General features: G+C 58.9%; 21 protein-coding genes and 2 pseudogenes. 8 read left to right on the top strand and 15 right to left on the bottom strand.

The genetic code is table 11. The features are described from left to right. Nucleotides 1–2: 2 nt before the first annotated feature. The 5 genes from PQR53_RS36560 to PQR53_RS36540 all read right to left on the bottom strand — a co-directional run bounded on the left by PQR53_RS36560 (nucleotide 3) and on the right by PQR53_RS36540 (nucleotide 4,488). Nucleotides 3–2,573, bottom strand: coding sequence for a VirB4 family type IV secretion system protein (locus tag PQR53_RS36560; RefSeq protein ID WP_408465110.1), 2,571 nt, complete (start codon nucleotides 2,571–2,573; stop codon nucleotides 3–5). Further along, nucleotides 2,573–3,010: a VirB3 family type IV secretion system protein gene (locus tag PQR53_RS36555; protein ID WP_408465108.1), complete on the bottom strand. Its 438-nt coding sequence runs from the start codon at nucleotides 3,008–3,010 to the stop codon at nucleotides 2,573–2,575. The genes PQR53_RS36560 and PQR53_RS36555 overlap by 1 nt, the downstream gene beginning before the upstream one ends. 7 nt (nucleotides 3,011–3,017) lie before the next feature. After that, nucleotides 3,018–3,383 (bottom strand): hypothetical protein, encoded by a 366-nt coding sequence (locus PQR53_RS36550; RefSeq protein WP_408465106.1) that lies wholly within the window; start codon nucleotides 3,381–3,383, stop codon nucleotides 3,018–3,020. Nucleotides 3,384–3,433: 50 nt separating this feature from the next. Then, entirely contained in the window at nucleotides 3,434–4,093 is a 660-nt protein-coding gene (locus PQR53_RS36545; protein ID WP_408465104.1) for a lytic transglycosylase domain-containing protein, read from the bottom strand. Nucleotides 4,094–4,239: 146 nt separating this feature from the next. Next, nucleotides 4,240–4,488, bottom strand: a complete 249-nt coding sequence (locus tag PQR53_RS36540; protein ID WP_408465102.1) for a DNA-binding protein — start codon at nucleotides 4,486–4,488, stop codon at nucleotides 4,240–4,242. An 84-nt stretch (nucleotides 4,489–4,572) separates the two neighbouring features. Between PQR53_RS36540 and PQR53_RS36535 the strand changes: the two genes are divergently transcribed. Then, complete coding sequence (locus PQR53_RS36535) at nucleotides 4,573–4,971, top strand: helix-turn-helix transcriptional regulator (protein WP_408320138.1); 399 nt, start codon at nucleotides 4,573–4,575, stop codon at nucleotides 4,969–4,971. A gap of 163 nt (nucleotides 4,972–5,134) precedes the next feature. Here the strand turns inward: PQR53_RS36535 and PQR53_RS36530 are convergent, their stop codons facing one another. The 4 genes from PQR53_RS36530 to PQR53_RS36515 form a co-directional block, all read right to left on the bottom strand. Continuing rightward, on the bottom strand, nucleotides 5,135–6,157 hold the full coding sequence (locus tag PQR53_RS36530; protein ID WP_408465100.1) for a helix-turn-helix transcriptional regulator: 1,023 nt from the start codon (nucleotides 6,155–6,157) through the stop codon (nucleotides 5,135–5,137). 12 nt (nucleotides 6,158–6,169) lie between these two features. Continuing rightward, nucleotides 6,170–8,137 (bottom strand): diguanylate cyclase domain-containing protein, encoded by a 1,968-nt coding sequence (locus PQR53_RS36525; protein ID WP_408465098.1) that lies wholly within the window; start codon nucleotides 8,135–8,137, stop codon nucleotides 6,170–6,172. Between the two features lie 671 nt (nucleotides 8,138–8,808). Continuing rightward, complete coding sequence (locus tag PQR53_RS36520; protein ID WP_408375284.1) at nucleotides 8,809–9,303, bottom strand: zinc-finger-containing protein; 495 nt, start codon at nucleotides 9,301–9,303, stop codon at nucleotides 8,809–8,811. A 637-nt stretch (nucleotides 9,304–9,940) separates the two neighbouring features. Continuing rightward, nucleotides 9,941–10,225: a hypothetical protein gene (locus tag PQR53_RS36515; protein WP_408375243.1), complete on the bottom strand. Its 285-nt coding sequence runs from the start codon at nucleotides 10,223–10,225 to the stop codon at nucleotides 9,941–9,943. Between the two features lie 86 nt (nucleotides 10,226–10,311). Here PQR53_RS36515 and imuA point away from each other — a divergent pair, with 86 nt between their 5' ends. From imuA to PQR53_RS36495, 4 genes are read left to right on the top strand one after another with little or no spacing between them, the layout of a single operon-like run. Further along, complete coding sequence (gene imuA, locus PQR53_RS36510) at nucleotides 10,312–11,019, top strand: translesion DNA synthesis-associated protein ImuA (protein WP_408465096.1); 708 nt, start codon at nucleotides 10,312–10,314, stop codon at nucleotides 11,017–11,019. Beyond that, complete coding sequence (locus PQR53_RS36505) at nucleotides 10,949–12,418, top strand: Y-family DNA polymerase (RefSeq protein WP_408465094.1); 1,470 nt, start codon at nucleotides 10,949–10,951, stop codon at nucleotides 12,416–12,418. Before imuA ends, PQR53_RS36505 begins: the two co-directional genes overlap by 71 nt. A gap of 6 nt (nucleotides 12,419–12,424) precedes the next feature. Further along, a complete protein-coding gene (locus PQR53_RS36500; RefSeq protein ID WP_408465092.1) occupies nucleotides 12,425–15,574 on the top strand; it encodes an error-prone DNA polymerase in 3,150 nt (1,049 codons plus the stop codon). A gap of 46 nt (nucleotides 15,575–15,620) precedes the next feature. Then, the gene (locus PQR53_RS36495) at nucleotides 15,621–16,580 is read left to right on the top strand and encodes an SOS response-associated peptidase family protein (RefSeq protein WP_408465156.1); all 960 of its coding nucleotides are present in this window, start codon (nucleotides 15,621–15,623) and stop codon (nucleotides 16,578–16,580) included. Between the two features lie 418 nt (nucleotides 16,581–16,998). Here the strand turns inward: PQR53_RS36495 and PQR53_RS36490 are convergent, their stop codons facing one another. The 3 genes from PQR53_RS36490 to PQR53_RS36480 all read right to left on the bottom strand — a co-directional run bounded on the left by PQR53_RS36490 (nucleotide 16,999) and on the right by PQR53_RS36480 (nucleotide 19,638). After that, nucleotides 16,999–17,718, bottom strand: coding sequence for a Crp/Fnr family transcriptional regulator (locus PQR53_RS36490; RefSeq protein WP_408348931.1), 720 nt, complete (start codon nucleotides 17,716–17,718; stop codon nucleotides 16,999–17,001). Between the two features lie 132 nt (nucleotides 17,719–17,850). After that, nucleotides 17,851–18,243, bottom strand: a complete 393-nt coding sequence (locus tag PQR53_RS36485; RefSeq protein WP_408465090.1) for a hypothetical protein — start codon at nucleotides 18,241–18,243, stop codon at nucleotides 17,851–17,853. 252 nt (nucleotides 18,244–18,495) lie between these two features. Next, the gene (locus PQR53_RS36480) at nucleotides 18,496–19,638 is read right to left on the bottom strand and encodes an ATP-binding protein (RefSeq protein WP_408465088.1); all 1,143 of its coding nucleotides are present in this window, start codon (nucleotides 19,636–19,638) and stop codon (nucleotides 18,496–18,498) included. 375 nt (nucleotides 19,639–20,013) lie between these two features. Between PQR53_RS36480 and PQR53_RS36475 the strand changes: the two are divergent. Continuing rightward, nucleotides 20,014–20,274 (top strand): annotated as a pseudogene (locus PQR53_RS36475) (phage integrase N-terminal SAM-like domain-containing protein); the annotation flags it as partial. A 244-nt stretch (nucleotides 20,275–20,518) separates the two neighbouring features. On the opposite strand, the gene PQR53_RS36470 reads toward PQR53_RS36475, so the two are convergent. Both PQR53_RS36470 and PQR53_RS36465 read right to left on the bottom strand, forming a co-directional pair. Next, on the bottom strand, nucleotides 20,519–21,565 hold the full coding sequence (locus PQR53_RS36470; protein WP_408465086.1) for a DUF1254 domain-containing protein: 1,047 nt from the start codon (nucleotides 21,563–21,565) through the stop codon (nucleotides 20,519–20,521). A gap of 84 nt (nucleotides 21,566–21,649) precedes the next feature. Further along, the gene (locus PQR53_RS36465) at nucleotides 21,650–23,164 is read right to left on the bottom strand and encodes a DUF1254 domain-containing protein (RefSeq protein WP_408465084.1); all 1,515 of its coding nucleotides are present in this window, start codon (nucleotides 23,162–23,164) and stop codon (nucleotides 21,650–21,652) included. 379 nt (nucleotides 23,165–23,543) lie between these two features. On the opposite strand from PQR53_RS36465, the gene PQR53_RS36460 reads away from it, so the two are divergent. Together PQR53_RS36460 and PQR53_RS36455 are read left to right on the top strand one after the other, a co-directional pair. Continuing rightward, complete coding sequence (locus PQR53_RS36460; RefSeq protein WP_408465082.1) at nucleotides 23,544–24,212, top strand: TetR family transcriptional regulator; 669 nt, start codon at nucleotides 23,544–23,546, stop codon at nucleotides 24,210–24,212. Nucleotides 24,213–24,250: 38 nt separating this feature from the next. Continuing rightward, entirely contained in the window at nucleotides 24,251–25,600 is a 1,350-nt protein-coding gene (locus tag PQR53_RS36455) for a hypothetical protein (protein ID WP_408465080.1), read from the top strand. Between the two features lie 211 nt (nucleotides 25,601–25,811). On the opposite strand, the pseudogene PQR53_RS36450 reads toward PQR53_RS36455, so the two are convergent. After that, nucleotides 25,812–25,919, bottom strand: a pseudogene (locus PQR53_RS36450) (transposase domain-containing protein); the annotation flags it as partial. Nucleotides 25,920–26,137 lie beyond the last annotated feature (218 nt).

The following is a 26,137-nucleotide window of genomic DNA, read 5'->3' as shown; positions in this document are numbered from 1 at the left end:
CATCAGGCAAAAACTTCGTCGTCAACCGGCTGATTAACCGGTCGATAGATCTGCGCAAGCTCGGCACGCTTGCGCTCGAGGCCACGCTGCAGCTCAGCGGACCACAAACGCTCATCGGCGCCGTGCTTCGCCGCGAGCCGCGTGCGCAGCTTGCGTTCAAACACGCGGTACAGATGGACGGGCAGCCAGACGTCCGGATCGTCGCCAAACTCGGCGCGCACCCCGTCGCAGATCAGTGCGTTCTCGCGATCGCCGGAGAACACCGCAATCGCGTCGTCCAGGCCGCTCAGGTCAAAGCTGGCGAAGGCCGACTGGTTGCCCTGCTTGATGAGGAATCGGCGCGCCTGTGGCGTGAGTTTTTTGAATTCCTTGAACTCCTTGCGGGTCATGCCGTCGCGCAGATAGGCCTCTTCTTCGGCCGCCGGATCGGCCAGCCAGATCTTCGTGGCGACCAGACTGCGCAGCGCGGGAAACAGGTCTGCCGCTCGCTGTGCCTGTTCCGGCTGTTGCGTGATCAGTCCCATGAATTCCCCTTCTTTACGCCCGCTCGCCAGCGTTTCCTCGATCTGCTCGCGGATCGTGCGAAAGCGCAGCGGCAGCCAGTACTCTTCGATCACAGTCAGCATCAGGGTGCCTTCCCGACGCATCAGTTTTTTGAGATGGAACAGATAGGCAAATGCGGGCTCCGACGGCTCATAGTTCTCGACAAGAAACGCCTCAACATCGAACCCGATCCAGCGTTGCTCGCTCATGTTCAATGAGAGATTGGGCGGGTTATCGAACACCCACCCGAAGCGGCCGCTCTCCGACCTGCACCAGATCGACAGCCGCGCACGCAGGCAGTCGTCGCCTTCGTCCGGAATGCTGTCCAGTAGCAGGCTGAAGCGGCGCAGCCGCACGTCATCGACTCCCATTACCGCATCGGCGGCATTGCGGCACTGAATCTTTTCCGTGGCGGTCAGGTCGATCTTGATTGGCTTACCCTGATGGTCGACACCGTTCTTGCGGCCGCACAGTTCGACAAGCCCGTAGAGGAATTCGCGATTGTCTGGCGTGGCGGCGAGCTCGAACGGCGCCCATCCGGTCGGCTTGCCTTTCTCGAGATAGACATAGGCGCCACCCATCGCGCGGATAAACACTTCCCAGCCCCGCCCCTTGTCCAGCACGTACAGCATCGGATCGAAGCGGGACAGCATGCCAGTCGCCGCTACGATGACCGTAGACTTCCCGCTGCCCGTCGTGCCTTTCGCTTCAAAATGGCCGGCCACCTTCTCCGAGACATTGATATCGCCCAGCCGGCTCGCGTGCGAACTGTAGTTGTACACACCCGAATCCGAGCGAAACGGGATGACAGCTGACCCGTCACCGATCGGGTTGCCTTCCGCCTTGCCTGACGAGTAGTCGTGGCACGTGTACATCGCAGCAAAATTGCGCGAGGACTGTACTTTCGGACGAGGTTTGCCCGCAGCGCCCGGGACCTGCGAGAAGTACGTGAACGGTGCCGATCCCGTCGCCGGCGACCATTCAACCCCACACTCGTTGCGTGAGCGGGACGCAAACCTGTCGGCGTTCTCCAGCGCCTCTTTCGCTGTTTCGCCGTAGATAACCGCCGCGCCGTGATACTCACCGAACGACAGCTCACCCGTGTTCACGTAACCCTGAGCGTCGCGTAGTTCCTTGACCTGATGCTTCGCCTTGTCACCGGCCGACTCCAGCTTGTTGATGACCGAATCGATGGTCCGGTTTGACTCGAAGCCCGTCATGCAGTTGAACGTATGCGTAATCGTGAATTCCATGTTCAACGTGATCAACGGGTCGAGTTGGCCCCAGCCCGGCTTCTCCGGGCAACTGCGAAGGTCAAGGCAGGTTGCAACGCGTCGGTACGCCGGCACGTCGCTTCCCGCGATCTCAAGCGTGTTGTAACCAAAATGCAGATGGCTCGACGGGATGACATCGGTGCCGGGTTCCGCTGCGACCGGCAAATCGCCGGTCTTCCCATTGATGAGATAACTGACGAGCCCATACAAAGGCGAGAACAGCATCTTCGTGCCGTTCATGTGCTTGCGCTCGTACACTTCAAGCAACTCGGCTTCATACTCGCCGAACTGCAGCAGCGCCTGTTTCGCAAGGGAGCCGATTTCCTTCAGCCCGTCATCGAAGTCCTCGTATTTCAGGATCAGCGACAGGTAGTAGCGGTTCTCGAAGAACTTTTCGTCGCCGAAACGTCGTCCGATGTACTCGCGTACGAACCACTGCAGGAAGCGTTGTTTGAACCGGTACACGCGGTCAAAACTCACACGCTGTCGTATGAACGTTGCGTGATAGCCAAGGCGACCACCCAGATCGCGACCAAGCTTGCTGTACGCTTCTGTATCACGATCGAACATGCGCTCCATCACGACATTCTCGTGCACTTCAAACGGCACGCCGCGCATGGCCAGCGTCACCATGAACCGGTTGCCCTCAAGGTGCTGTACGTGTTTCGTGACAGGATGCCTGTACTGCGGAATCCAGTCTTCCACGGCGCCGATCGCGCCGAGGATTTCGCTGGAGACGGCGGGTCTGCTCTGCATCAAGCCTCCGTATCGAGCTCGCGCAGCCGGCGCTCACCCTTGGACAACGGTTTGAGAAAATCACGGTAGACGCGACGTTGCCGTCCGTACCGCAACGGCGCGAGCGTGGCGGTGTTGCCGAAGCGCGGCGTAGATCGTCCTGCGTTCACGCGTGCACGGACCCGCAGCCGCCAGAAGTAGACGCGGCAACGGAATTCCAGCCACATGATCCGAAGGCCCTGGTCATCGGTTTCGCATACGTTCTTGAAATACAGCAGCACCGGAAAGCCAAGAAAAACGAACAGCAGACCGCCGGGCCCGACGAAGAATGAAACCAGCACGCCGATAAACATCGACACGACGACGACAACCAGCATCGCCATGTAGGGGACGCCCCAGATGGCCGCCGTGCGGCCAAGGCCGTTGAATCCGGGGTAACGGGTTTTTTCGTCTGACATGGCGTGCTCAGCTGAACATGTTCCACAGATAAGGTGCGAGCACGCCGACCACCGAGCCCACCGCCGCCACCTTGCCGCACATCGTCACAAACTCGCTCCAGTGCGCGCGATCGGCCCAGCACTCCGCCCCTTTCCACATCAGCACGCAGGCCGCGACGACGCCGAGGAACGAATAGAGCCAGATCTTGAAGGTGGTCGCGCCCTGCGTTGCTGAGTCCAGCCCTCCACCCGCAAATGCGAGTTCGGGACCGATTGCGATGCCCAATGCCACCGTCTGGCGCGCGCGGGTCAAGATTCGCTGCGCCGTTATGCGATATGCATCACCTTTCAGTTGTACTGATTTCATGATCTTGACTTTTGTATTGCGATGCATGGCTTCTCCTTTCCGGTGGTTGAGATCAGGCCGCGTCGTCGCGGCTCAGATCAGTTGCAATTGTCATCGCAGGCAGAATCGCCGAATGCGTCCCACGACGGGTGCGGGGCGTCCAGCCGTTGTTTGGAGCCGCTACGGTGCGCGGAAGATGCTTTGGCATCAGGCGCTGCTGCGCGTGCTGGGCTGTCGGACTGACTGTCCATCACAACAGGAATCGCAGGAACGACATTGCTTGGACCTGCCGCCGTCTGGGCGTTGGCAACCACTCGCTGAACGTAACTGGTGCCGTCGGCGTCGGCTGCCTTGCCGCGCGTGAAATTACCGCTGTAGTAACAGCTGATCGCAGCACGCAATGCGGGTGTGCCCTGCCCCATTGCTACGGTCGCCCGCTGATAGCAGTCATTCAGGATTGCGCTGCCCGCGCGCAGGTTTTCGCACGGATCGAAAGCTGTTTCGTAGGTCAGTCCGTAGCGGGCGAGATTGGCTTTGTTGACCTGTCCAAGACCCATGCTGAAGTTGATGCCTTGCGCTTCGAGCGCCTTTGCCGTTGCCACGGCTTCAGCACGATCATGCGGCTGCCGAACAAGGTGGCCACCAACAACGCCGATCGCGTACGGGTTGAAGCCGGATTCAGTCCTCACGACCGCCTGAAGCGTCGTGGGGTGGACGTTCGGCGCGCATTGCTGGGCCAGGGAGTTGAAATCAAGCATGACTTCTCCCTTCGCCCACGTTATGTCGCCGGCTGTGCCCGAACGATATAATGGCTTGAGCCATTGTCGACCTCTCAGGTTCCAACAACTGGTCAGGTCGGCGCCAATGCTCGCAACATCGACGCTGACCGCTCCTACCCCCTCACCTACCCTTCCTTGGCTGGCGGTACCTCGCAAAGATCTGGCTCGCGCGCCTCCTCACGATTTACAACACCGTCTTTCAGTCCCAGCAAGACTGCCGCGTTGTGCGCTTGACCGCGCTTGCCCTTTAGCCTTCCCTGCAACACGCCGTTAACGATGTTGCGGGGGATTCCGTGTTTGACGGCCCAGCTCGAAATGGATATCCCGTTGCGATCGAAGTCTGCCCGGACATCCTGCAGGGTTTTCAGTGCCATGCGACGGCCCGTATACTGAGCGAATTAATCGTATATGACCCAGTATGGGTCATTTTGTACCCGTTTGCAACTAAAACCCCATTTATGACCCATTCAATCGGATCCCGCCTGCTTGAAGAGCGGGAGCGCCTCGGGCTGTCGCAAGGCCAAATTTGCGACCTCACAGGCGTGAGCCGAAAAACCCAGTTTTCTTACGAGAAAAGCGTTCGACTACCTGATGCTGGCTACCTGTCTATCCTTGCCACCAACAATCTCGATGTGCTTTACATCGTTACGGGCAAAAGAGGCCCCCGATATGGGACAGTCAATGAAGAACTGCTACGCAACGTATTCACCGCTGTCGAAACGGCCCTTTCGAACGTTGATCATTCGGTTGCTGTTGAAAAAAAAGCGAAGCTTGTCGCACTGGTTTATCAAACCGCCTCCGAAACGGGTCAGGTCGATCCGCTCGTCGCGCAGAAAGCAATCGACCTCCTTTCCTGACTATTTCATTACGCGGTGGTTCGCGCATCGCACTGGAACGCTAGTGACACTATGGCGCAGAGGCAATGGCGAATTCAAGCCATCGAATTAGTATGTACAGCGATATATTCAGTCATCCTGAATATTGGTGGCGGTCGAGAGTCAGTGGATCGCGACAACAGATTCAGTCAAGCAGACCGTGGGCGGCCGCCTTTTCGACGGCATCTGTAATTCTCGTTGCGCCCGTTTTTCTGGTGATCCGCTGGTAGATCGTTTTATAGACTGTATGTTTGGACATTCCCAATTGATCGGCGACATGGGATGCGCTTGCGCCATCGCGCAGCATCCGCAGGATCTGTGTCTCCTGTTCGCTGAGCTCGTACTTCGCCAGCGCATTCTGGCGCACCTGGGACACGCGCCAGTCCAGGAGTTCCGACGACATGGCGCGGAACAGCACCCGGTTGTCCCACAGCACGCCTTCGCCAGCGGGCGCCCGGACTGAATTGCTCACATGCAGCAGCCCGACCAGACCATGGCCATGGATGTGCGCCGGGACAACGATCCCGCTCGCAAAACCGTGCATGCGCGCCTCTGTCACCAGCCAGTGATCGACGCGATGCACATTCACGTGCGACATAAGCGCAGGTGCAACATTCGTTCTGGCGTACATCACGCAGGGATCGTTCATGTACCACAGCCTTGCGATGTACTGTTGCGTCCAGCCAGGCCTGCAACCAACGAGGTAACGGGTCTCTACGGGATCGCCCGTGGCGGGAGTAGCACCGTCAAAACGGATCCATTGGTAAATGAACTGCATTCCGCCCATACCAGCAATGATTGTCCGCACCTTGGACAGCAGCGCACCTTCCGTCGCGCACATTGAAAGCTCGCCGATTAATCTTACAGGGTCGCCAGTTTCGACCTGTCTCGGGCGATCACCCTCCGTCGCTGCGACGCACTTCTGCCGGATGCGGTCGTAACTCTCCTGCAGGCGGGTCTCATATGGATCAGCCGTCACAAAATCCGACAGAACGTCCACGCTATCTATCGCGACAATCTGGCTGAACGACGCGCCGTCACTGCGGATCAACCTTCGTGTCAGGATGCAGTCCTGCGACAGACTCAGCTCCACGCACTCGTTGAAAATGTGATGTTCATCTTCATGCAGTGTCGCGGGTGTAGCCACCTCGATCACTTTCTCCTGCATCGCCGCATACCTCTACACCGATGAACTCGTCGCGGAAAAGGCATCGGTAACGAAACGACCTTGCACTTCAGCGCCGGGAAACTGTGTGAGCCACGTGAACTGCTCCTGACGGTCCACACCATGAACCAAGACGCTCAACTCCATCTCGGTACAGACGCCGACTATGCCTTTAACGAGCGCCCTGGAAACCGGTTCAGAAGGTACGCGGTCCACAAGCTCTTCGTCGATGCAAAGGCCATCGATAGGCAGCTTCGACAAATTCGGGAACGCAGAATCGGCCGTGAGCGCGGCAAGAATCTGCACACCGGTAGAGCGTATCGTCTCCAGCTTGTCGAGAACATGCGCTGCGGCCTGATCCAGACGGGTCTGAACGATCAGCCGCAAGGTCGATGGTTCCACCGCGTGCTCACGTAAGCATTCGGATACACAGCCAGTGAGATCGCCGTCAACGAGCTGCGCGTAGGGTACGTTCAGGGTGACGTGCTGAACACCCTGTCCTGCGGCACGCCATTCGCGCAGCTGCCGGCACGCCTCGGTCAGCTGGAACTCACCGAGCTGGACGCCGAAGCCCGACGACTCGACCATTGAGAAAAGCTCGCGCCCTTCCAGTGGAGGCGCACCGTCCCGATTCCACTGCACCGATGCAAGAAGGCCGCGTGCCGTTCCGCCGACGGTGTAGCAGTCTCGATAATCCAGCGCGAATTCCTTCCTGAGAAACCCGTACTGCAGCGCCTGATAGAACTCCAGTCCGCGCTCAGCGCGTTCGGACAGTTCGGGCGTATAGACATGACACGCGCTGATATCCTTGCCCTTACCAACCGCTTTGGCGGCATACATCGCGAGGTCAGCACGGGTCAGAAGATCGAATGCGCTGTCTCCGTGCCTCACGTGCTCGACCACTCCAATGCTGCCCCGCATCCGATAGCTATTCGCGCGCAGCACATAAGCGAGCTCGAAGTCTTCTACGACACGGTTTGCCAGTTCCTGCGCAGTGAAGCGGGCAAAGTCACCGCTAACGACGATCACGAATTCGTCGCCGCTAACCCGAATCACCTCCTGCTCACCATGGGCGACGCGCTGCAGGCGGTTTGCTACCTGTTTGAGTAGCTGATCACCATCCTTATGTCCAAGGGAGTCGTTGACTCGCTTGAAGTTGTCAAGGTCAATGAAGAGAAGCGCAAGCCGTTCAATGCTTTGCTGAGTCATCGTTAGAGCATTCAGGCGGTCCATCAGGTAATTCCGGTTCCGCAAGCCAGTCAGCGTATCCGTGTTAGCCAGCTCCGCCAGGCGATCGCGCGCCCGCCGTTCTTCAGTGATGTCGATGCCTGAACAAATCAAAAACGTGTCATCAGGATGCTCACTTGTTCGGGCAAACTTGTTGCGGAATTGGAACAGCCGCGGACCCCGGATCGTTTTTACCGTCCGTTCAACCTCATACGCCTCGCCGCGCTGGAAAAACCTTTCTATGTTCTGACGGGACTCACTTCCATCCTCGTCGGACATGAACAGGTCCCACGCATTTTTTCCTATTACGTCAGCTTCCTTGAGGCCGGAAAGCTCTTCGGCGAACCGGTTGAACCGTTGAATAGTGCCATCGCGATTCAGAATCACAACAAGCGAATTGACTTCCGACAGGACTGTCTCTGCAAATGACAGCCCGCGCGCCAGATCCCCCGCAATGGCTTCGGCATTAATGCTCGGAGAGGCCGTTCCGGCCCACCTGGTCCGATCGACTTTCCGTCCGACCAGGTGCAAGCGAAACCTCTTTTCTAACAGCAGCGCGTCGACAGTCACGGTCGAGGTGACCCCGTCAAGTGCGCGAATCTGTGCGGCCTGCTTGGATGAAAGCGTAATAACTGCTGCGACCGGCCCGGTAATCGGGCTCAGTTCGAGAGCATTGCTATCGTGAGACAACTGCCAGCGCGGACTCAGCGTTTCAAACGTTGTCCGGAACAGGTCAATCGCGTCGTGTTCGTACATGTCCATCCGAAAACCTTAAATCGTCTAACGGATCGAATGGGACGGGTTTTACAAAACGTTACATGCAAGGCAATTATTCTTATGCGACTCGCATACGAGCATGAGGTGATACATTGCTTAATCGTCACTGCGGCCTCCATTTCCGGATGAACGGACGCTCAATGCTTTCCGAAGCTCTCCTACGGAATGAACCGCTTCTGAACGCAGCGCGGGCGCTTAACCTGCGGGTGGCCAGCGCTAAATGGGGTCACGTGTGCTATCGGTCGTCTCCATACTTTTCCCCCTTACGCGCGAGATAGCCCGATATATATTGATATTGGCCGGCCATTTTTTTCGCGCGCCGCTACATGATGTCCGCGATGCAGTCGACTAATTTCGGGCCGAGCACCATGACGATCACGATCGCCGTACGGTTGCTCGTGAGCATCATCATCGCCGTCTGTGATTTGGGCCGCCTCGAACTCTGATATGCGCTTGCAGACCTCCCGCTCGAGTTCTGGGGGGCCCTGGTTGAATGCCAGGAGATCGACGGTATCGATATTGCCTCCGACCCGTTCCAACTTCTCGAGATCGGAGCCCCGTCCTATCAAAAGGAGTTGGCTCTGCGACAGGAACAACCGCCTCTAGCGCTTCGTCAAACGATGCTGCCAAGTGTTCCTCGATGTCACGCATTAATTGTCGTCGCGGGCTCCCGGATCACCGTTGATGTCATCTCTTCGCGATGACGCAGTCATTGCTCGCAGGCGTCTGAACTGTTCGATGAGGCCGATCGCCGTTTTGCACTGATCGAGGTCCAGTTGGTGAATGTTGCCGTACTTGCCCTCAAGCGCCATCTCGCCAGCCAGCCAGTTCATCCCTCTGGCGCGCGCTTCGAAGAGATTGCAGCCATCGCGGCGCACCTTCGCGACCGCGAGCGGCTCAAGCGCGTCATGCAGCTTTGCCTTCCAGTCCCGCAGTTCGGCATTGGCCAGGCGTCCGAGTGGCACGTTACGCCTGCTGCGCGAGAACACGCCGATCCACGCCTCGCACGACGCACATAGCCAGAGTGGACCGTGATTGTCTCGATACGGATATGCCTCCTCACCAGCCCGAACCAGCACGGCCTTGACGGCGCAATAGTCACAGACTGGCTGCGGCAACGGTTTGACAGGTCGACCGACGCGCATGAACGGAAAGGAGGGACGTGGAGCGCAAACTATACCAGCGGCCGATTGCAACCGGCGGGTTGAAAATGTGGAGGCATTTTGAGTGGGATCGCCGCGCCCCTTGAACCCGGGAGAATGCATGAAAAGTACGACTATCCCGATTCGGCGTGGGCGCTTGTGGCGTAACCCATCTGTCAAAAGAAACGGAAGTTCTGGGCGGAACAGGAGCGCAGGGACGGTTGGCGACTCCGAGATGGGTTCCTTCTCCGACTAACTTTTTCTCGTTATCGAACTACCTCGGCCAACGCTCCTCCATCGCGCACCCGGAGCACGTTGCCTTCGGGTGTCATTATTCGGGGAAGGTCCGTCGCCCTCGGCACCGCAGCTTTCCTGGGACCATTCCCAATGCGTTTATTTGCCAGGGACTTCGCTACCGGATCGGCGACCCGGCGCGGTGTAGCGTTGGACATATGACGTGGGAGAGCTGCAACCTTGCCTGGTTTCGGCTTGCCGTTCCCCGTCGGCTGCATGCGTGCTTCAGGCGGGTTCCAGATTTCCACGTAGTGTTCACCTGCGACTCCGGTCGAAGCAGCGGCAAGCAGCATTGCGCCCACACTCAAAAATCGAAACATATCGTCTCCGTACACTCTCTTGCCGTTCACGCCCGGCACGATTTCGCGGTGCCCACACATGAACCGTCGCAGCCAGCACAGTAATGACGGTTGCGCACCGCCCCGTCAACATGCCAGACGTTGGTTTGCGCGGGCGTAGGGGTGCCAGCAGTACGGCCATTTTCGCACGCGTAAAACGTCGGTTCTCCCGCCTTGCTACGGCGAATGGCTTCATCGATTTCCCGCTCGCCGAACACCGCTTTCATGTCTGCAACAAACGCCTCAATTTCCGGCATCGGATGGCTGACCGGCTTGCGAACGCGTATATCCATCTGGCCTCTCCCAAAAAAAGTACCTGATCGCCGCTACGAATTTCCGTGTAGGATACTGTACATACATACAGGTTTTTGCGCATTCAATGACCGTCCCGCCACCCGTCCCGGAAGCAATACACCCGTCGCTGTGGCGGGCGTCGCAGCTTGCGCGCGGCCGCGGCAGGACGGTCGATACCGGTTACGCGGCGCTTTCAGCAGAGCTGCCCGGCGGTGGATGGCCGATCGGCGTGCTCATCGACCTGCTGGTCCAGCAGGCCGGCGTGGGGGAGATGCGGTTGCTTCGCCCTGCGCTCAGCGCACTGGGCAAACGGCCCGTTGCGATGGTTCAGCCGCCACACGTTCCGAACGGCCTCGGTCTGGAGTACATCGGTCTTTCCCCGGAACAGCTGCTGCAGATTCGCGCCGCAAAGACGGCCGACGCATTGTGGTCAGCCGAGCAGATCCTGCGTGCCGGAAGCTGCGGTGCGCTCCTGTTCTGGACGCAGTACGTCCAGACGTCTTCGCTGCGGCGGCTGCATCTGGCCGCGCAGTCTTCGGAGACGCTTTTTTTCATGGTTCGCCCGCTAGCGGCCGCGCAGGATGCGTCCCCTGCCGTTTTACGACTGGCGCTCAGGCCAGAACGCGACGGTCTGACCGTCGATATTGCGAAGCGACGAGGTCCAGCACGCGCGGAACCTCTGTCGATCCCACTTCAACCAACCCCTGTTCTGTTTTCGCACCATGCGCGTATTTCTCGCCGTCCACTTGCCCCGGTTGCAGCTCGAGGTCTTCCGGCCACGGTGGCTGCCTGAAGCTGCGCACGGCTGCGTGGTCCTGGACAGCGGCAAGGTGCTCATCGCAGACGGGGTTGCCAGGTCAGCGGGCGTGCGGGTTGGAATGAAACGCGGCGGTGTGCTGACGCTCGCGCCGGAAGTGGAGATGTACGAACGCGATCCGGGCCGTGAATACGAAGCGCAGCGGGAAGTGGCGATCGCACTCATGATGTTCTCGCCAGATGTCGCCTTGCTCGACGAGGCCGTCGTGGTGGTCGACATCGGTGCGAGCCTGCGTCTGTTCGGCGGTCTGCTTGCGGTGTGCCGTCAGGCCAAAGCGATACTCGATGCAATAGGACTGACCGCACGGATAAGTGCCGCACCCACAGGTCAAGGCGCATGGCTGCTCGCGAAACACCGGAACCGGCGCGTACTCAAGATGGAATCACTCGAGCGGCAACTATCCGCATTGCCATTGCTGTCGGTGCCAGAGGTTCGAGCGTTCGCTGACTGGTTCGTGGGACTGGGCTGCGAAACGATCGCCGATGTACGACGGTTGCCGCGCGCCGGACTGCAGCGCCGTTGCGGCGAACACCTCCTTGATTCGCTGGACCGGGCCTTCGGCACGGCACCCGAACTCTTTGACTGGCTGGAACTGCCCCCGACGTTCTCCGCCCGCATTGAAATGCCCGACCGCATCGAGCATGCGGAAGCAGCGCTCTTTGGCGCGCATCGTCTCGTCGTCCAGCTATGTGGCTGGCTGTGTGCAAAACAGCTGGCCCTAACAGGCGCGACCCTCCTGCTGGAGCACGAGCGCGGCAGGCAGGCAATTGAGCCGACCCCAATCGAGATTGCGCTCGGCGAGCCAACGTGGCGTGAGGACCACCTGATGCGCCTCCTCAAGGAGCGCCTTGGACGGATCGAGCTGACTGCGCCGGTCATTGCATTGCGGCTCGATGCGTCCAACGTGCAACCTGCAGTGCCTGCATCTGACACACTCTTTCCGGAGCCCGGCGGCTCGGTCGAGGACCACGCCCGTCTTGTCGAATTGCTGGTTGCACGACTCGGTGAAGAAAACGTACTCCGGCCTGCGCCAACCGCGGATTACCGACCTGAAATTGCCAATCGATGGGTGCCTGTCGCAAGTGCGTCGAAAAGCACCGTCTTGCCCGAAGGATTTCCGCGACCCACATGGCTTCTGGAAAAGCCGGTGCGTCTGCTCATGCGCAAACACCGGCCGTTTTACGGCTCACCGCTGCGCATGGTGTCTCCGGGCGAGCGCATCGAGGCCGGGTGGTTTGATGGCGAACTGGTGACGCGCGACTACTTCGTCGCCCAAGGCGAAGACCAGAGCTGCTTCTGGATATACCGCGAGCGCGTCAGCAGTCGGAACGCGGAAGAAGACCAGCGGTGGTTCCTGCATGGCCTGTTCGGATGACAAGGCATGGACTCCACGTTTTCCACCCTGCCGGCGTATGCCGAGCTGTTCTGCTTTTCCAACTTCACTTTTCTGCACGGCGCCTCGCATGCGGAAGAACTGGCTGAGCGCGCGGAGCAATTGGGCTATTCAGCGCTGGCCGTGACCGACGAGTGCTCGCTGGCAGGCGTCGTGCGCGCACACGTTGCAGCAAAGGACGCAAAGCTGCCGTTTATCGTTGGGTCTTACTTCCGTCTGGTGAACGCTGACGGATCACCCGCGTTCGGGCTGATTCTCCTTGCCAGAATTCGCGAGGGATACGGCAACCTGTCCGAACTGATTACGCTGGCCCGTACGCGCGCTCCGAAGGGTGAGTACCGCCTGACGCCGCAGGACCTGTCGCGGCCCGACAGGGAGAACCGGCACCTGCGCGGCCTGCCCGACTGCCTGGCCATTCTCGTACCGGACTTTCCGGCGAAAGAAGACGTGCTGGCGGCACAGGTTGAATGGCTCGATGACACGTTCACGGGTCGCGCCTGGGTGGGACTTGTGCTGCACCAGCGTGCGATGGACGACATCCATCGGGGTTCGGTTGAATTTGTCGCGCGGAATCAGGACGTCCCGGTTGTCGCGCTCGGCAACGTCGTCATGCATGTGCGCTCGCGAAAGCCGCTGCAGGACACCATGACCGCGATCCGCGTTCGCAGGCCGGTGCATGAGTGCGGCTATGACCTGACACAGAATGCCGAGCAGCACCTGCGTTCCAGATTGCGGCTCGCTAACCTTTACCCCGACGACGCACTTGCCGCAACGGTTGATATTGCAGGCCGTTGCACTTTTTCACTGGATGAACTGCGCTACGAGTATCCGGACGAACTCGTTCCAACCGGCTTCACCCCTGCCGCCTATCTGCGGCAGGAAACGTACATTGGCGCACAACGACGCTTTCCGTCGGGTATTCCGCACAAGGTGCAGGAACAGATTGAGCATGAGCTTGAGCTGATAGCGGACCTGCAATACGAACCGTACTTCCTCACGGTGTACGACATCGTGCGCTTTGCACGTAGCCAGAGCATCCTCTGCCAGGGGCGCGGCTCCGCGGCTAACTCTGCCGTCTGCTATTGCCTCGGCGTCACCGAGGTGGACCCGGCTCGCGGCAACATGCTTTTTGAGCGCTTCATCTCGAAGGAGCGTGGCGAGCCGCCGGACATCGATGTCGACTTTGAGCATCAGCGGCGCGAAGAAGTCATCCAGTACATCTATCGAAAGTACGGCCGCGACCGCGCAGCAATTGCGGCGGCGGTCTCAACCTATCGACCGCGTGGTGCGCTGCGTGAAACTGGTAAGGCGCTCGGCGTTGATCCCCAGATCGTTGACGTCGTTGCAAAGTCACATCACTGGTTTGATACGAGTCAGGATCTGCTTGTGCGATTCAGGGAATCAGGCTTCGACCCGGAAAAGCCGCTTATTCAGGCGTGGGCGAAGCTCGCATCGCAATTGCTTGGCTTCCCGCGGCACCTCTCCCAGCACTCGGGTGGCTTTGTTATCAGTCGCGGCAAGCTGACGCGTCTCGTGCCTGTCGAGAATGCTGCAATGGAGGACCGCTCTGTCATCGAGTGGGACAAGGACGACCTCGAAGCGCTCGGTCTGCTGAAAATCGACGTCCTTGCACTCGGCATGCTCTCGGCCATCCGGCGCGCGCTTGATATTGTGTCGGAGCAGCGCGGCGAGCGTTTCGAAATGCAGGACATCCCTGCGGAGGACCCGCAGACCTACGAGATGATTTCGGCGGCAGACACAGTCGGTGTGTTCCAGATCGAATCGCGTGCCCAGATGAGCATGCTGCCGCGGATGCAGCCCCGGACGTTCTACGACCTCGTGATTGAGGTGGCGATCGTCCGCCCAGGTCCGATTCAGGGCGGCGCCGTGCATCCCTACCTGCAGCGGCGCCAGGGTTTCGAGCCGGTCTCCTACCCGAGCGACGCGCTGAAAACCGCACTGGGACGAACCCTTGGCGTTCCGATCTTTCAGGAGCAGGTCATGCAGGTCGCGATTCTGGCAGCCGGCTTTACCGCTGGCGAAGCCGACCAGCTGCGCCGCGCGATGGCCGCATGGAAACGTAAAGGCGGACTGGAAAAATATTACGATCGAATCGTTCATGGCATGCAGGAGCGCGGCTATACCCTCGCCTTCGCCGAATCCATCTTCGAACAGATCAAGGGCTTTGGTGAATACGGTTTTCCGGAGAGTCATGCGGCCAGTTTTGCCCTGCTTGTGTACGCAAGCAGCTGGTTGAAGTGCCACGAGCCGGAAGCGTTTCTGGCGGCCATGCTGAATTCACAGCCGATGGGTTTCTACTCGCCGTCGCAGCTCGTGCAGGACGCACAACGCCACGGTGTCAAAGTCCTGCCCGTCGACGTGAGAATCAGTGGCTGGGACTCTGCACTGGTGAATCTGCCAGACGCCGGAAGACCCGCCGTCCGGCTCGGCATGTCACTACTGCGAGGCATGAAAGACGGCGCTGCGGACCGCATCGAGAACGCGCGCGCGGTTCGGCCATTTGAAAGCGTCAACGACCTGGCCCGCCGCGCGCAACTGGATCGCAAGGATCTTCACGTGCTGGCCGATGCCAATGCCCTCGCCTCCCTCGCCGGTAATCGCCGTGAAGCGCTCTGGCAATCCGTCGCGGCGGTTCCAGACAAGGACATGCTCGCGACAGCAGCCGTTCAGGACGAGACGCCAGCGCTCGGTGCGCCAACCGAGGCAAACAACATCGTTGCTGATTACCGCTCAGTGGGCCTGACGCTTGGCCGGCACCCACTTGAGCTGCTCAGGCCGCAACTACTCGCCAACAGGCTGATGCCGGCGTCAACGCTGCGCGCCTATCGCGATGGGCGGCTTGCTCGGGGCTGCGGGCTCGTCACCGTACGTCAGCGTCCGGGCACCGCCAAGGGTGTGATGTTTGTGACGCTCGAGGACGAGACCGGCAACGTGAACGTGATCGTGTGGCCGGGTCTGCTAGAAAAACAGCGACAGGAAGCGCTGGGTGCGTCACTTCTCGCCGTCTATGGTACGTGGCAATGCCAGGGGGAAGTACGACACCTGGTTGCACAGCGGCTGGTCGACATGTCACATTTGCTCGGCGCACTTGTCACGTCAACGCGAAACTTCCATTAGGAACCGGCGTACCATAATGGCGCACCTTTCTTCAGGGAGAGCAACCATGTGCTATTCAGCCCAGATCCAGGCGGACTACCGCAAGTACGTCAGGATGTTTGGCGCGCACATGAGCATCCGGGAGTTCGCGCAGCTGTACTGGGAACGCGCCGAGGGCAGCAACGTGAAAATTCCGAAAGCGATGGACGCCGAGTTCTCGGTCCCCCAGAGCGACGAGGAACGGCGGATCAAGGAAGCGATCGAAAGGTTCAATGGCGGGCAGTCAACCAGACTCGCGCAGGAATTGTTCAAACAGCGCGCGCGACTCGCCGACGCGGAACGCACCCTTCAGCGCAAAACGACGAAGGCGGCCACCGAAAGCAAACGAATCGCAACCAGCAAGATCGAGTCGACGCTGCGCGGGCTCGACGATCTCCGGCGCACCGAACTGAAAGACCGCGACTCGCGAATTTTCCCCGGCAACTATGCTCCGATGATGATCATGGAAGACGGCAAGCGTGTCATAAAGTCGATGCGATACCGCTGCCGCCCGGCTGGCAAGCCTGCGTTCTACGACACGAAGTATCCTGGCCTATACAATGCCAGGCTCGACAACCTCGAAGGCTTCTGGAGGGGAGTTTTTGGGTATTCGCATGGTCTTATCGTCGCGAATGCCTTCTATGAAAACGTGAAACGACATCGCCTGGAAGGGCGCGAGCTCGCTGAAGGCGAACTGGAGGAAAACGTGGTCCTCGAGTTCAAGCCGCAGCCCGCTCAGGACATGCTCGTCGCCTGCCTGTGGTCGCACTGGCAAAGCCCCGGCGAGCCTGATCTGCTCTCCTTTGCTGCGATCACCGATGAGCCGCCGCCGGAGATTGCCGCTGCAGGCCATGACCGCTGCATCATCCCGATCAAGCCGGAGAATATCGACGCCTGGCTTTGCCCCGAGCCCAACAATCTCGCGGCACAGTACGCGATTCTGGACGACCGTCATAGACCTTACTACGAGCATCGAATGGCGGCCTGAGCAGCGCGAGTCGTGAACGACATCGGGCCGAGCCTCGGTGCACATAAGTAGGTCGGACCGTCGCCCACTAACGAAAGTCTCCGTGCGTTAAGGTTTATTCGATGCCTGCCATCGGCCGCAAGGATGTGCCTGCCTCCGCGCATGTCGGCAGGCGTCGAATAAACCTTAACGAACCCGGTCTGACGTTGGACCGGCGTAGTGCTCCGCGGTTGATCGATCCGCATAGGGCAGAAGTCGACCCACTTCAGCCGGCCAGCCTACGGTCACGGTCGTCCGATCTCACGCTAGTATGAGACGCTCGCAGATCAAAATGCGACGCTCTGCGGCTCGGCCACTCTGGATACTCGCTCGAACGATCGGCGCCCAGCGACAGACCACAGCGAGTAACGCCAATATCAGGCGAACCAGGCCAGAACCTTTATATCGCCTGCATATCGGGCAACAGTCGGTCGAACTCCCGTTTCACCACGCCATAGCATTCGCACGCGCGCTTTTCGAGTCCCGGCCGATCCAGCACCTCAACGTGATTACCGCTGCATCGTACCAACCCGGCATCCTGCAGCTTCATTGCCACTTCGGTCATGCCGGCCCTTGGGATCCCAAGCATGTTCGCAATCAGTTCGACCGTCATTTTCTGTTCGTCCAGCGGTAGGCGGTCGACACTGAGCAGCAGCCATCTGCACATTTGCTGGTCCATCGAGTGATGCTGGTTGCAAACGACCGTCTGGGCCATCTGCGTGATCAATGCCTGGGTATAGCGTAGCAATAGCCGCTGCACCGGGCCAGCTCGGTCGAATTCCTCCTTCAGGATTCGGGCATCCAGGCGATATGCCTGCCCGGCGCTTTGCACGATAGCCCTGTTTGGCATCGTCTCTCCACCCATAAAAAGCGCGATCCCAACGAGTCCTTCGTTACCCACGATCGCAATTTCTGCGGGCGTTCCGTCATGCATCAGGTGCAGCATCGATACAACTGCCGTCCTCGGAAAATAGACGTTCTCCACGTTTGCGTCAGACTCATACACAACCTGCCCCAGGGGCATATTGACTGGGACCAGGTGCGCTGCCAGACGCGCCCATTCTGCGTCGGGAAGAACGCTGAGCAAGTGATTCTCTTTGGCACGATGTTCGTTCGTCATGTGTCTCGCTCCCAGGCATCTGGTCCGCACCGCACGGCATGCGTAGGCGTCGTCTTGACAGGATCACGTAACGAAGCCGTGTTGAGCGCGTCGAACAAACGGTAAGAATGTCGCTGCGCGTTGCCCCGACTTTCAGCCATGGCGTAATGCGTTTACGTCGGCAGACCTTTCGCCTGAAAAGACGTGGCCCATCAAATCCTCTGCAAGGCTCGCGATCCTGCCAATCTCCCGGTCAATCGTGTCAATCGCCCCGAGTATCTCTGGCTGATCCGGAGATGCCGTGCGGAGGGTTTGAACCGCGAGTCGCAGTGGTGTCAAACGATTGAACAGCTCGTGCGCAATCGTCAACAAAATTTCGACCCTGCTCTGCGACAGGTCGAAATGGCCGTGGGTCAGCGGAACGTTGTCTGAAAAAGCGATGGCGGCTCGCCGGCGAGGGCGGTTCATATCTCGATCGACCACGGCTGAGCGACGCTTACAGGAAATATCCAGATACCGCCGGTAGGAGATTCTCTGCGCCGACATGGTGCTTCCTCTTTTGACTTCCGGATCGCGGTCAGCCCGAGAAATCCAGTGGTGTTTGGCGCCCGCTCCTAACAAGGACCGGGCAGGCTCTGCCAACTGCAACGGGTCCGCAAACCCGCTCGGGCGACTCGCGATTGCCGGATGCACGTAGGAAGCGACAGCGTCTCACGGCACAGAGGGAACGTCTGTACGGTAGCGTTCAAGACTCTCCGCCAAGTGATTCAGGTCGATATTGCCTTTTCATCGGGTCCATTATCCAGCCCCTCGTCCCGCGTCCTCCGCACGTGGGAGTGACACTGAAAAGGAGGTCTCTGTCTCGCCGGACCGCGCTTCGATCGCACCGTGGTGGGCCTTGGCGATTTCGCTTGCAATATAGAGTCCCAGTCCGAGGCCATCCGCCCTGTCGTCTTTGCTCTGATGGTCCGGACCCCGCATCAAGGGATCAAAAATGCGCGCCAGCGTGGCGCGATCGATCGCAGGTCCGCGGTTGCTGACGTCGATACGAACAAGTGCTACGTCGCCAGTCACTGTCACGTGCACTGGAGTGTCTTGTGCCCCGTACTTAATGGCATTGAGTACAAGATTTCCGATCAATTGTTGCAGGCGGTGGCCGTCCCAGACCCCCTGTGAATTGCCACTCACGTGCAGCTCAATCTGCCTGTCAGGATGAACCGCGCGCAACTCGTCCAGCTCGTCGGCAAGCACGTCCGCGAGATTGACACTGGTTGGTATGACGTTGATGCCCAAGCCCAGTCTGGTCCGATTGAAATCGCTCAAATCGTCAAGCAACGCCTGCATTCGGGCCCCGCTACGTATCAGGCGGCCGGCGGCTTCCGATATTTGCTCCCCGGCGTTCAGTGCTGCCAGACACGACGCGGTCACCTGAATCGCCTGCAGAGGGCTGCGCATGTCGTGCCCCAGCATGCCAAGCAGAAGGTTACGGTTCTGGTCGATCTGTGCACTGAAAAATGTGACCGATTCGGCAAGTACCTGATCAATTGCTTCGTTAAAGCGAATGATGTCGTCCAGATCAGCCGCTTCCGGCTCGCAATGGTCGATCCATAAGCGAAGCACGCTTGCGCGCAGTGCGCGATATTCGGCGGCAAGCTGGTTGATGTTGAAGCCGGCCCTCGCTCTCAGAAGGGCGTGGGCTTGCGCGGCTGTTTCGGTGGCGTCGATCAGAGTGGGCCCTCGCCCCATTGATTTTTCGCGTTGTGCTTCCCTGGTTTGCGAAGTCTGCAAGTCCTTTGCCACGGCGAGAAGAATCTGCTGCGCGTGGTCGCGCAGCGCCAACGATTCCATGTTTGCCGCCGCCGGCAGAAGGGTGGCGGCGAACGCCTCCCATTGCGCCAGAATCGGCTCCATGTCTCGCGAGATAAAGTCAGCAAGTCGCATGTAGGCGTCTCCAAAACGGGTGTCGAGGTCCGGTCAGCGTCCCTATGTTACGCGCAAATTAGGGACGATTCGACCGGAAGAAAACCTCGTTGGTGGCCGAACGCTATCGTGGCCAGCGTGGCTGCCTGGCCGCGAAACTTGTTGATGTGAGATAGCGTTCGTGTTGCGAAAAAGGTGCGGGCCGATGGCACGATGGTATGCGCGCAATCCGGATACACGAACGCGACGTTAGGAGGCAAGTTTAGTCCGGTGGACGAAACCGCTCGCGCGGTAATGGGGCTCCGGTTGAGCTCTGGTGGCAGGTGAGAGGAAACCGACTCTGTTTCCATGTTGGGTACGAGGCAATCCGCCTCGTTCCTCAACAGGAGCAGAGCCATGACTCACACCAGCCAGGATATCAGTCCGCTGCGCCAGCACATGATCGACGACATGCGCATGCGCAAGCTCGCACCGCAGACGCAGGCCGGCTATGTCCGCGTGGTCCGTCAGTTCGCCGCTATCCTCGGGCGCCCGCCCGACACCGCCACCGTCGAGGACCTGCGGCGCTACAAGCTGCATCTGGTCGACCACGGCATCTCGCCCGTGTCGCTGAATGCCGCCATCACCGGACTGAAGTTCTTCTTCGAGATCACGCTCTTCCTGATTCTTGGGTCCATCCTTCTTGCAGCGAGCGTTGCCGCGTTCTGGCTGATAGATCCTGAGAAGTCAATGCGTCGGTTGCGAGGTCTCACCGCCACCAATCTCACGACCGAACGACAGACTATTCATTTGACGGCTTGCGGACGGGACGAACCCGCCGGCGCAAGTTGAGCACGGGTACGGCCGCTGCCTTTTTGCGTCTAAACCGAATGCGCTCCGCCACCGCGGTCACCTAGCTAGATCAATTGACCGGCTGAGGCTCTGGAAAAGTCCAGGCGCCGCTGAGAATTTCGGCGCGTGGGCGGTACAGTCGCACCGTGTAGTTCCAGCCGGCGACAACGGGCAGGCAATTGGCCACCTGTCCATCGCAGCCACCAAACTGCATCGTAATCGAACCGTCGCTACCTTTCTTCGCGGTGAGGTTGTTGATCGAGTACGCGTTTGCCGGGTTTTTCTCAAAGTACCCTTTGGCGTTGTAGACGCTCACCGACCAGAAGGCATCGACGGGAACGTCCCTGACCGAGAGCCGATAGACGGTCTTTCCGTCGTTCTTTGCCGGCGTGAAGTTGAGGTAGGTTGCGTCCTTGTCCGGGTTGCCGCCCCATGCTGCCGGAGCGCCGACCAAGCGTCGTACAGGGTCGACCTCCTCCTTGGTGCCGAACGCTCGCTTGAAATCCGGAATCGTGGAAGCAAGAACCAGAAGCGCGTCGCGAACCTTCTTCTGGCTCGCAGCATCCCAGTTGGGCATCTCCAGCTTGCCCGGCGCGTTCTGGCTGACCGTGATCGCGTCCTGAAGGGTGTGGACCTGCTTGACGTCGTCCGGGCTATTCGGATCGACAAGCGTTCGTATTGCGACGACGACGTAACGCGTACCTACATTCTCTCGGGTAAGGGTATGCGTTCCCCCACCGTAGAATACGTTCGGTACATAGTGATCCTCGTTGATGATCTGCATCGCCATGAAGCGCTTGCCTGGATCAGGCATCTTGATCGTCACTGGCCCGGCATCGAGGTCGAAGACACCGGACGAGTAGAGCGTGTCACGATTCAGCCTGATGACAGTCTGATGCTCGATCGATGCGGGCTCCCGGCGATGGAGCAGCTTTCCCAGCCCCCCCTGTTTTGCCAATGCAACGACATACATGTCTGATTCCGCGCGAACAAAGTTGTCCACGGTAACTGGAACCGTCGCGCCTGATGGCTGAGCCGCGACGGTTTGTGACAGAGCAGTGCCAACAGCCGCGAGAACAACGCCCGCAACGCAGGCGGTAATCAGTGCATTTTTCATGAATAGTCTGTTTGTCTATTGGGATCGAGCCGTCATGCAGCGATGGCGGCGACTCGCAATCTTTAGCAAGTCGCCCCTTCCAACTTAATACGAAGTCTCGGTGATGTCGTTGAGCTTCCAGCTCTTGTCAAACCACGGACCGAGCGGACCATAAAGCCGGAAAATTGTTAGCCAGCTTTTTCCTGGAATGGTTTGAACCCAATTGCTCTCTTTGCCGGTCGGCGCTTTCGGACCGAAATACAAATCCACTGAACCGTCCGAGTTTTTCAGGAGTCCTTTTTCACTGGATAAACTTGGAAACTGCTGGTCGGTTTGCAGCATGGACCGCGTCTGGGTGTCATAAAGGACGACGGACCAGAAATCCTTCGCCGGCACGTTCGGGGGGACGCGAAGGGTGTAGTCCCTGCCTCCGTCGAACGGCTTGCCCGCTGCGTCAAAATTGGCGGCGGCATATTGCGAGCCGATGCCCGGCATCGCAACGGCCATTGCGGGGGTATCAACGGTTGCTGCATAGAAGAACATTGTCCGCGCATCGAAGTTGCGCGCGCCATGGTTCAACCACTCATAACTTCCGCCAACGAACGGTGTGTTCCAGTGGCGATCCGGATAGATCAGCACCGCTTTGTCGCGATTCGAAAAGTCGATCGCGCGTGCGGTTGCGTTACCTACGGCTACGGCATCCATGAGAATCTTCGTCATTCTCGCGTCCGGTGCAAAGGCTTTACCCTTCTCCATTCCGATCGAGGCAAAGAGTCCGGTCATGTCGGGACCATATGCGCCCGCCGGCTCCTCCTGAATGATCTGGTTAACCTCGTCGTAGAACTTGATGTTGTTGGCGTGAACCGTGTTCATCACGCGGCCAGAAAGATTCACAAAATTGGTCGGCATGGGCGCGCTTGCTTGCGATAACGGGTAGACACGTAGATGTGCCTTCAGGCTGGCAACGCCGGGACCCGGATCGCCGTTCTTCATGAACGCTCTGCCAAATAGCAGATTGCCGAAGGTCGGAGACTTGATGATGTAATAGCCACTCTTTGGCAATTCGCCTTTGTAGCCGGGCGGCACGAATAGGAACTTGCCTCCCTTGCCCTTATCTGGCCCCGCATTGCCCAGGTCAGTGACATAACGGAACCAGAAATCGTCGACGACGCCCAGAATATTAGGAGGCGTTTCGACCACAACTGGACCGTCCTTCAAATCCATCCAGTTCCAGAAATAGACTGTCTCGGTGTTTGCCGTCAGAAACAACGATTTCGAGTCCATCAGGGACGCGAACACCCCGATCGTGTTGCCTACTGCGCCGGCTTCCCTCAAGCCAGCTCGAAGCGCGACGAGAGACGCCCCGGGGATGCCGTTGAGAAACGCCTCGACACCGCGCGTGAAGTCGAGGTTGTCATAGACCTTCTGCGCTGTCTCCGGCGTGGGCACACCGTCGATAAAATCGAGTTGTCCAATCCGCGTTTCAACGCGGTCGGGTGTGGTGATTTCCGGCGGGATTGGCGTGGTCATCTTGTACGTCGGTGGTGCTGCAAGCGCGTACGTGCTTGACAACGCAAGGGAAATAGTGAGACAGGACCAGACTTGCGGAAGGCGATTCATTCAAGCTCCAGACAGTAGTCATCGTTCTGTTGCGTCGCATGAGCGTGCCGGACATGCCTTTCATCATCGACGGGCAACGGGCGTGGACATTGCGCTTTATGTGCCGCGGGTGCCCGGACAAGTTCGTGAAGCCGTTTTCGATTAAGACGATACCGGTTATTTAACTTCGCGGGAAATCTCCAGCGTCAGTTTTCGACAGTTCCCTCACTTCGACTCCCGGTTAATGCGCTTTGCTTCAATAATGCCGCTCGGCGGCCCAAAATCCGTGGCGAACACGCCATCGGGAAAGTACCTGGCGTCAAGAATAGTCGCTGTTGGTACGATCGTACCCGTACAAACGTACCAGACTGCCCCCTGACACGCACCTTATCGACCTTGGATGACGACGAAACAAGACGCACGCGCTCAGCGCGCTGACCCGGAAGCCGGCCCGAAAGCCCGCCTGGTGCAAGAGGCGATTCCACTGTTTGCGCACCACGGTATTGAAGGGGTGTCCATTCGCACGCTCAACAAGGCCGCTGGGGTAAGCAGCCAGAACGCCGTGTATCACTATTTCGGCGATATGTGGGGCCTTGTGGATGCCGCCATCCAGCATTCGCTCAACCGGTACCTTGACGGTGTGCGCACTTTGCTCGACGCCGCGCGAACCGGAACTGAAGAGAGCGAACCGATTTCGCTGCCGATCGTGGTGGAAGCAATCGTGCGTCCAATCGTTCACATCTCGAGCTCGCCCGATGGCATGGCCGGTCTGCAGTTTCTCGCCCGGATGATCGGTGGGTCCGGCCCGCGCGGAAAGGAAATAATTGCGCGCGAGTGGCGCAGCGTGGCGGAACGCGTGAACGATCTGGTGTTTCGCGCAGTGCCAGAAAACGGGCGCGAGGCTGCTGGCGTCAAAGCGCTGTTTGCGTTCAATACCGCGCTGAATGTGGTCGTCGACGTCGGACTCGAGGCCTATTGGCCATTGGAAACGACAAGTATCGACCGGCTTGACCGGTATCTACTCGACTATATCGAGGGTGGCATCCGTTTCAGCAGCAAGCGCGGATAAAGCGGGAGTTAGCACAACAAACTGGGAGACAAGAATCTATGGAAAAAACAACATCTGCATCTTCACTGATAAAATCAGTTGTACTTAGTGGATCGATACTGGTCAGCACCGTCTTGCTGTCAGGTTGCGGTGGCGATAGTGTCGATGCCGCACATCCGCTTCCCGCCAGCTTTTCCGCGTCGCACGCAATGTCCACCTGCTTGTGGCAAGGACCGGTTGGCACCGCGCCGACGGACGTCAACGAAGCCTATCCGGATGCCGGTGCACAATACTGGGCTGCCCAGTTCAAGATACCATCAGGAGCACGCGTGTTTCTGAAAGGGCAGTTCACCTATTCGCGGTATGTTTCCTTTAATAGCTACCGAACCGACAATTCGCCGGCCGTCGCGTTGACTGACTACCAGATAGCGCCTGATGCTGGTTCAACGAATCCGTTCATTGGAGGCGCTGCCCGGTACGCGACAAATCGCAACTTTACGGTCGAGGTAGTACCGACGTCCGAGGCCGGAACTCCTGCGCCCAATACGCTGTATGCGGATAGCGACTATGGCCAGACAATCACTGTATGGTATCGGGTCTATGTCCCGGACAAAGGCGCCGATGCCACGGGCGGCGTTGGACTTCCAGAGTTGGAGGTACAGCAGGCGGACGGCACGGTGCTCACCGGTGCAAACGCGTGCAATGCACTCTCGCCGTCGCAGACCGTGGTTGCTTCGCCGTTGATACCAGCCGCAACCTATACGTCTCTGCGCGACCAGACGGGCAAACCGGCCGGCTTCCCGGCCTTTAATCCCGGTGTCTGGATGACTCAGTACAACACCCAATACGGCTTGCAGTGTATGTTTCTAGGCAAATGCGGCGGCAATCCGGTTCGCCAGGTTTCTTTCTTCGCCAACCTCGATAATGCGTACGTTACCGCCTTGCTCAATCGTGCTTTCGGCGCAGTTGTTGTTCTGCAGGGGCGTGTGCCCAATGCGCCGAAAACGTTCAATAACGCCCCCACCATGACAACTGGACAGGTGCGTTACTGGTCGATCTGCACAAACGAGTTCTACAGCCAGAAGGGAACTGTCTGTCTGTATGACGAACAGATTCCTGTCGACTCAAACGGAAACTACACGATCGTTGTGAGCCGCTCTGCCGACCGGCCGTCAAACGCGACGGCGGCGTGCGGGCGCGGTTTCATCGCGTGGTCGGACGCCGGCGATGGGATGGGCCATACAGACGACGGTTTCTTGATCATGCGCAACATGCTAGCTAGCGCGGATTTCTCAAACGCCATCCAGAACACCAAAACCCCGGGAGATGAAGCCACTGTTATAGGTCCGTATCTACCCACCATTTCGTACACGACGACGGCCGCATTCCAGTCGCTTGGGTGTAAGTAAGCACTTGGGCGCTGCGGCTGACTCGCATGGAGTCAGCCGCTCGCGGCAGGTGAGCCTCAATTCGCAATTTACCGCGACAGCAATGATCCTCAGATTGAGAACGACGAGGATAACGGCGGGTCGTTTTAACGAGTCACCTGTTCGTATGCGGTCCACGAACGACGCCACGCAGAGGTACTCTGAGGCGTAAATTGTGTGGTAGGGAGAAGGGTCAGCGGAAATCGACGGGCATCTTCCACGGCAACAGCGCGTCGTAGTCGTCGACGGTCTTCGCCAGTGGGACGCGCTGGAAGAGCCAGGTGAGGTAGCGATATGGGTCGTCCGTCGTTCTCTGGCTTCCATCTGTACTATCCCAGCCGCCGCCAGCCGACTCCGGCGTTCGTCGTCGTTGCTAATGCGTTGCATCACGCGAAGTAGGCTTCCCAGGATCGAATAAGAGAATGACGCATTTGCCTGGAGTCGCCCTCAGGCGACCGCTTTTGGAGTCGAGCCGGCTCCCGGATGTCGAACAGATGAGGTGAGCCAATGACGGCTCAT

Origin of the sequence: Paraburkholderia fungorum (assembly GCF_046027605.1) — a bacterium.
Lineage (GTDB): Bacteria > Pseudomonadota > Gammaproteobacteria > Burkholderiales > Burkholderiaceae > Paraburkholderia > Paraburkholderia fungorum_F.
This window is presented reverse-complemented; position numbering and strand designations above follow the sequence as displayed.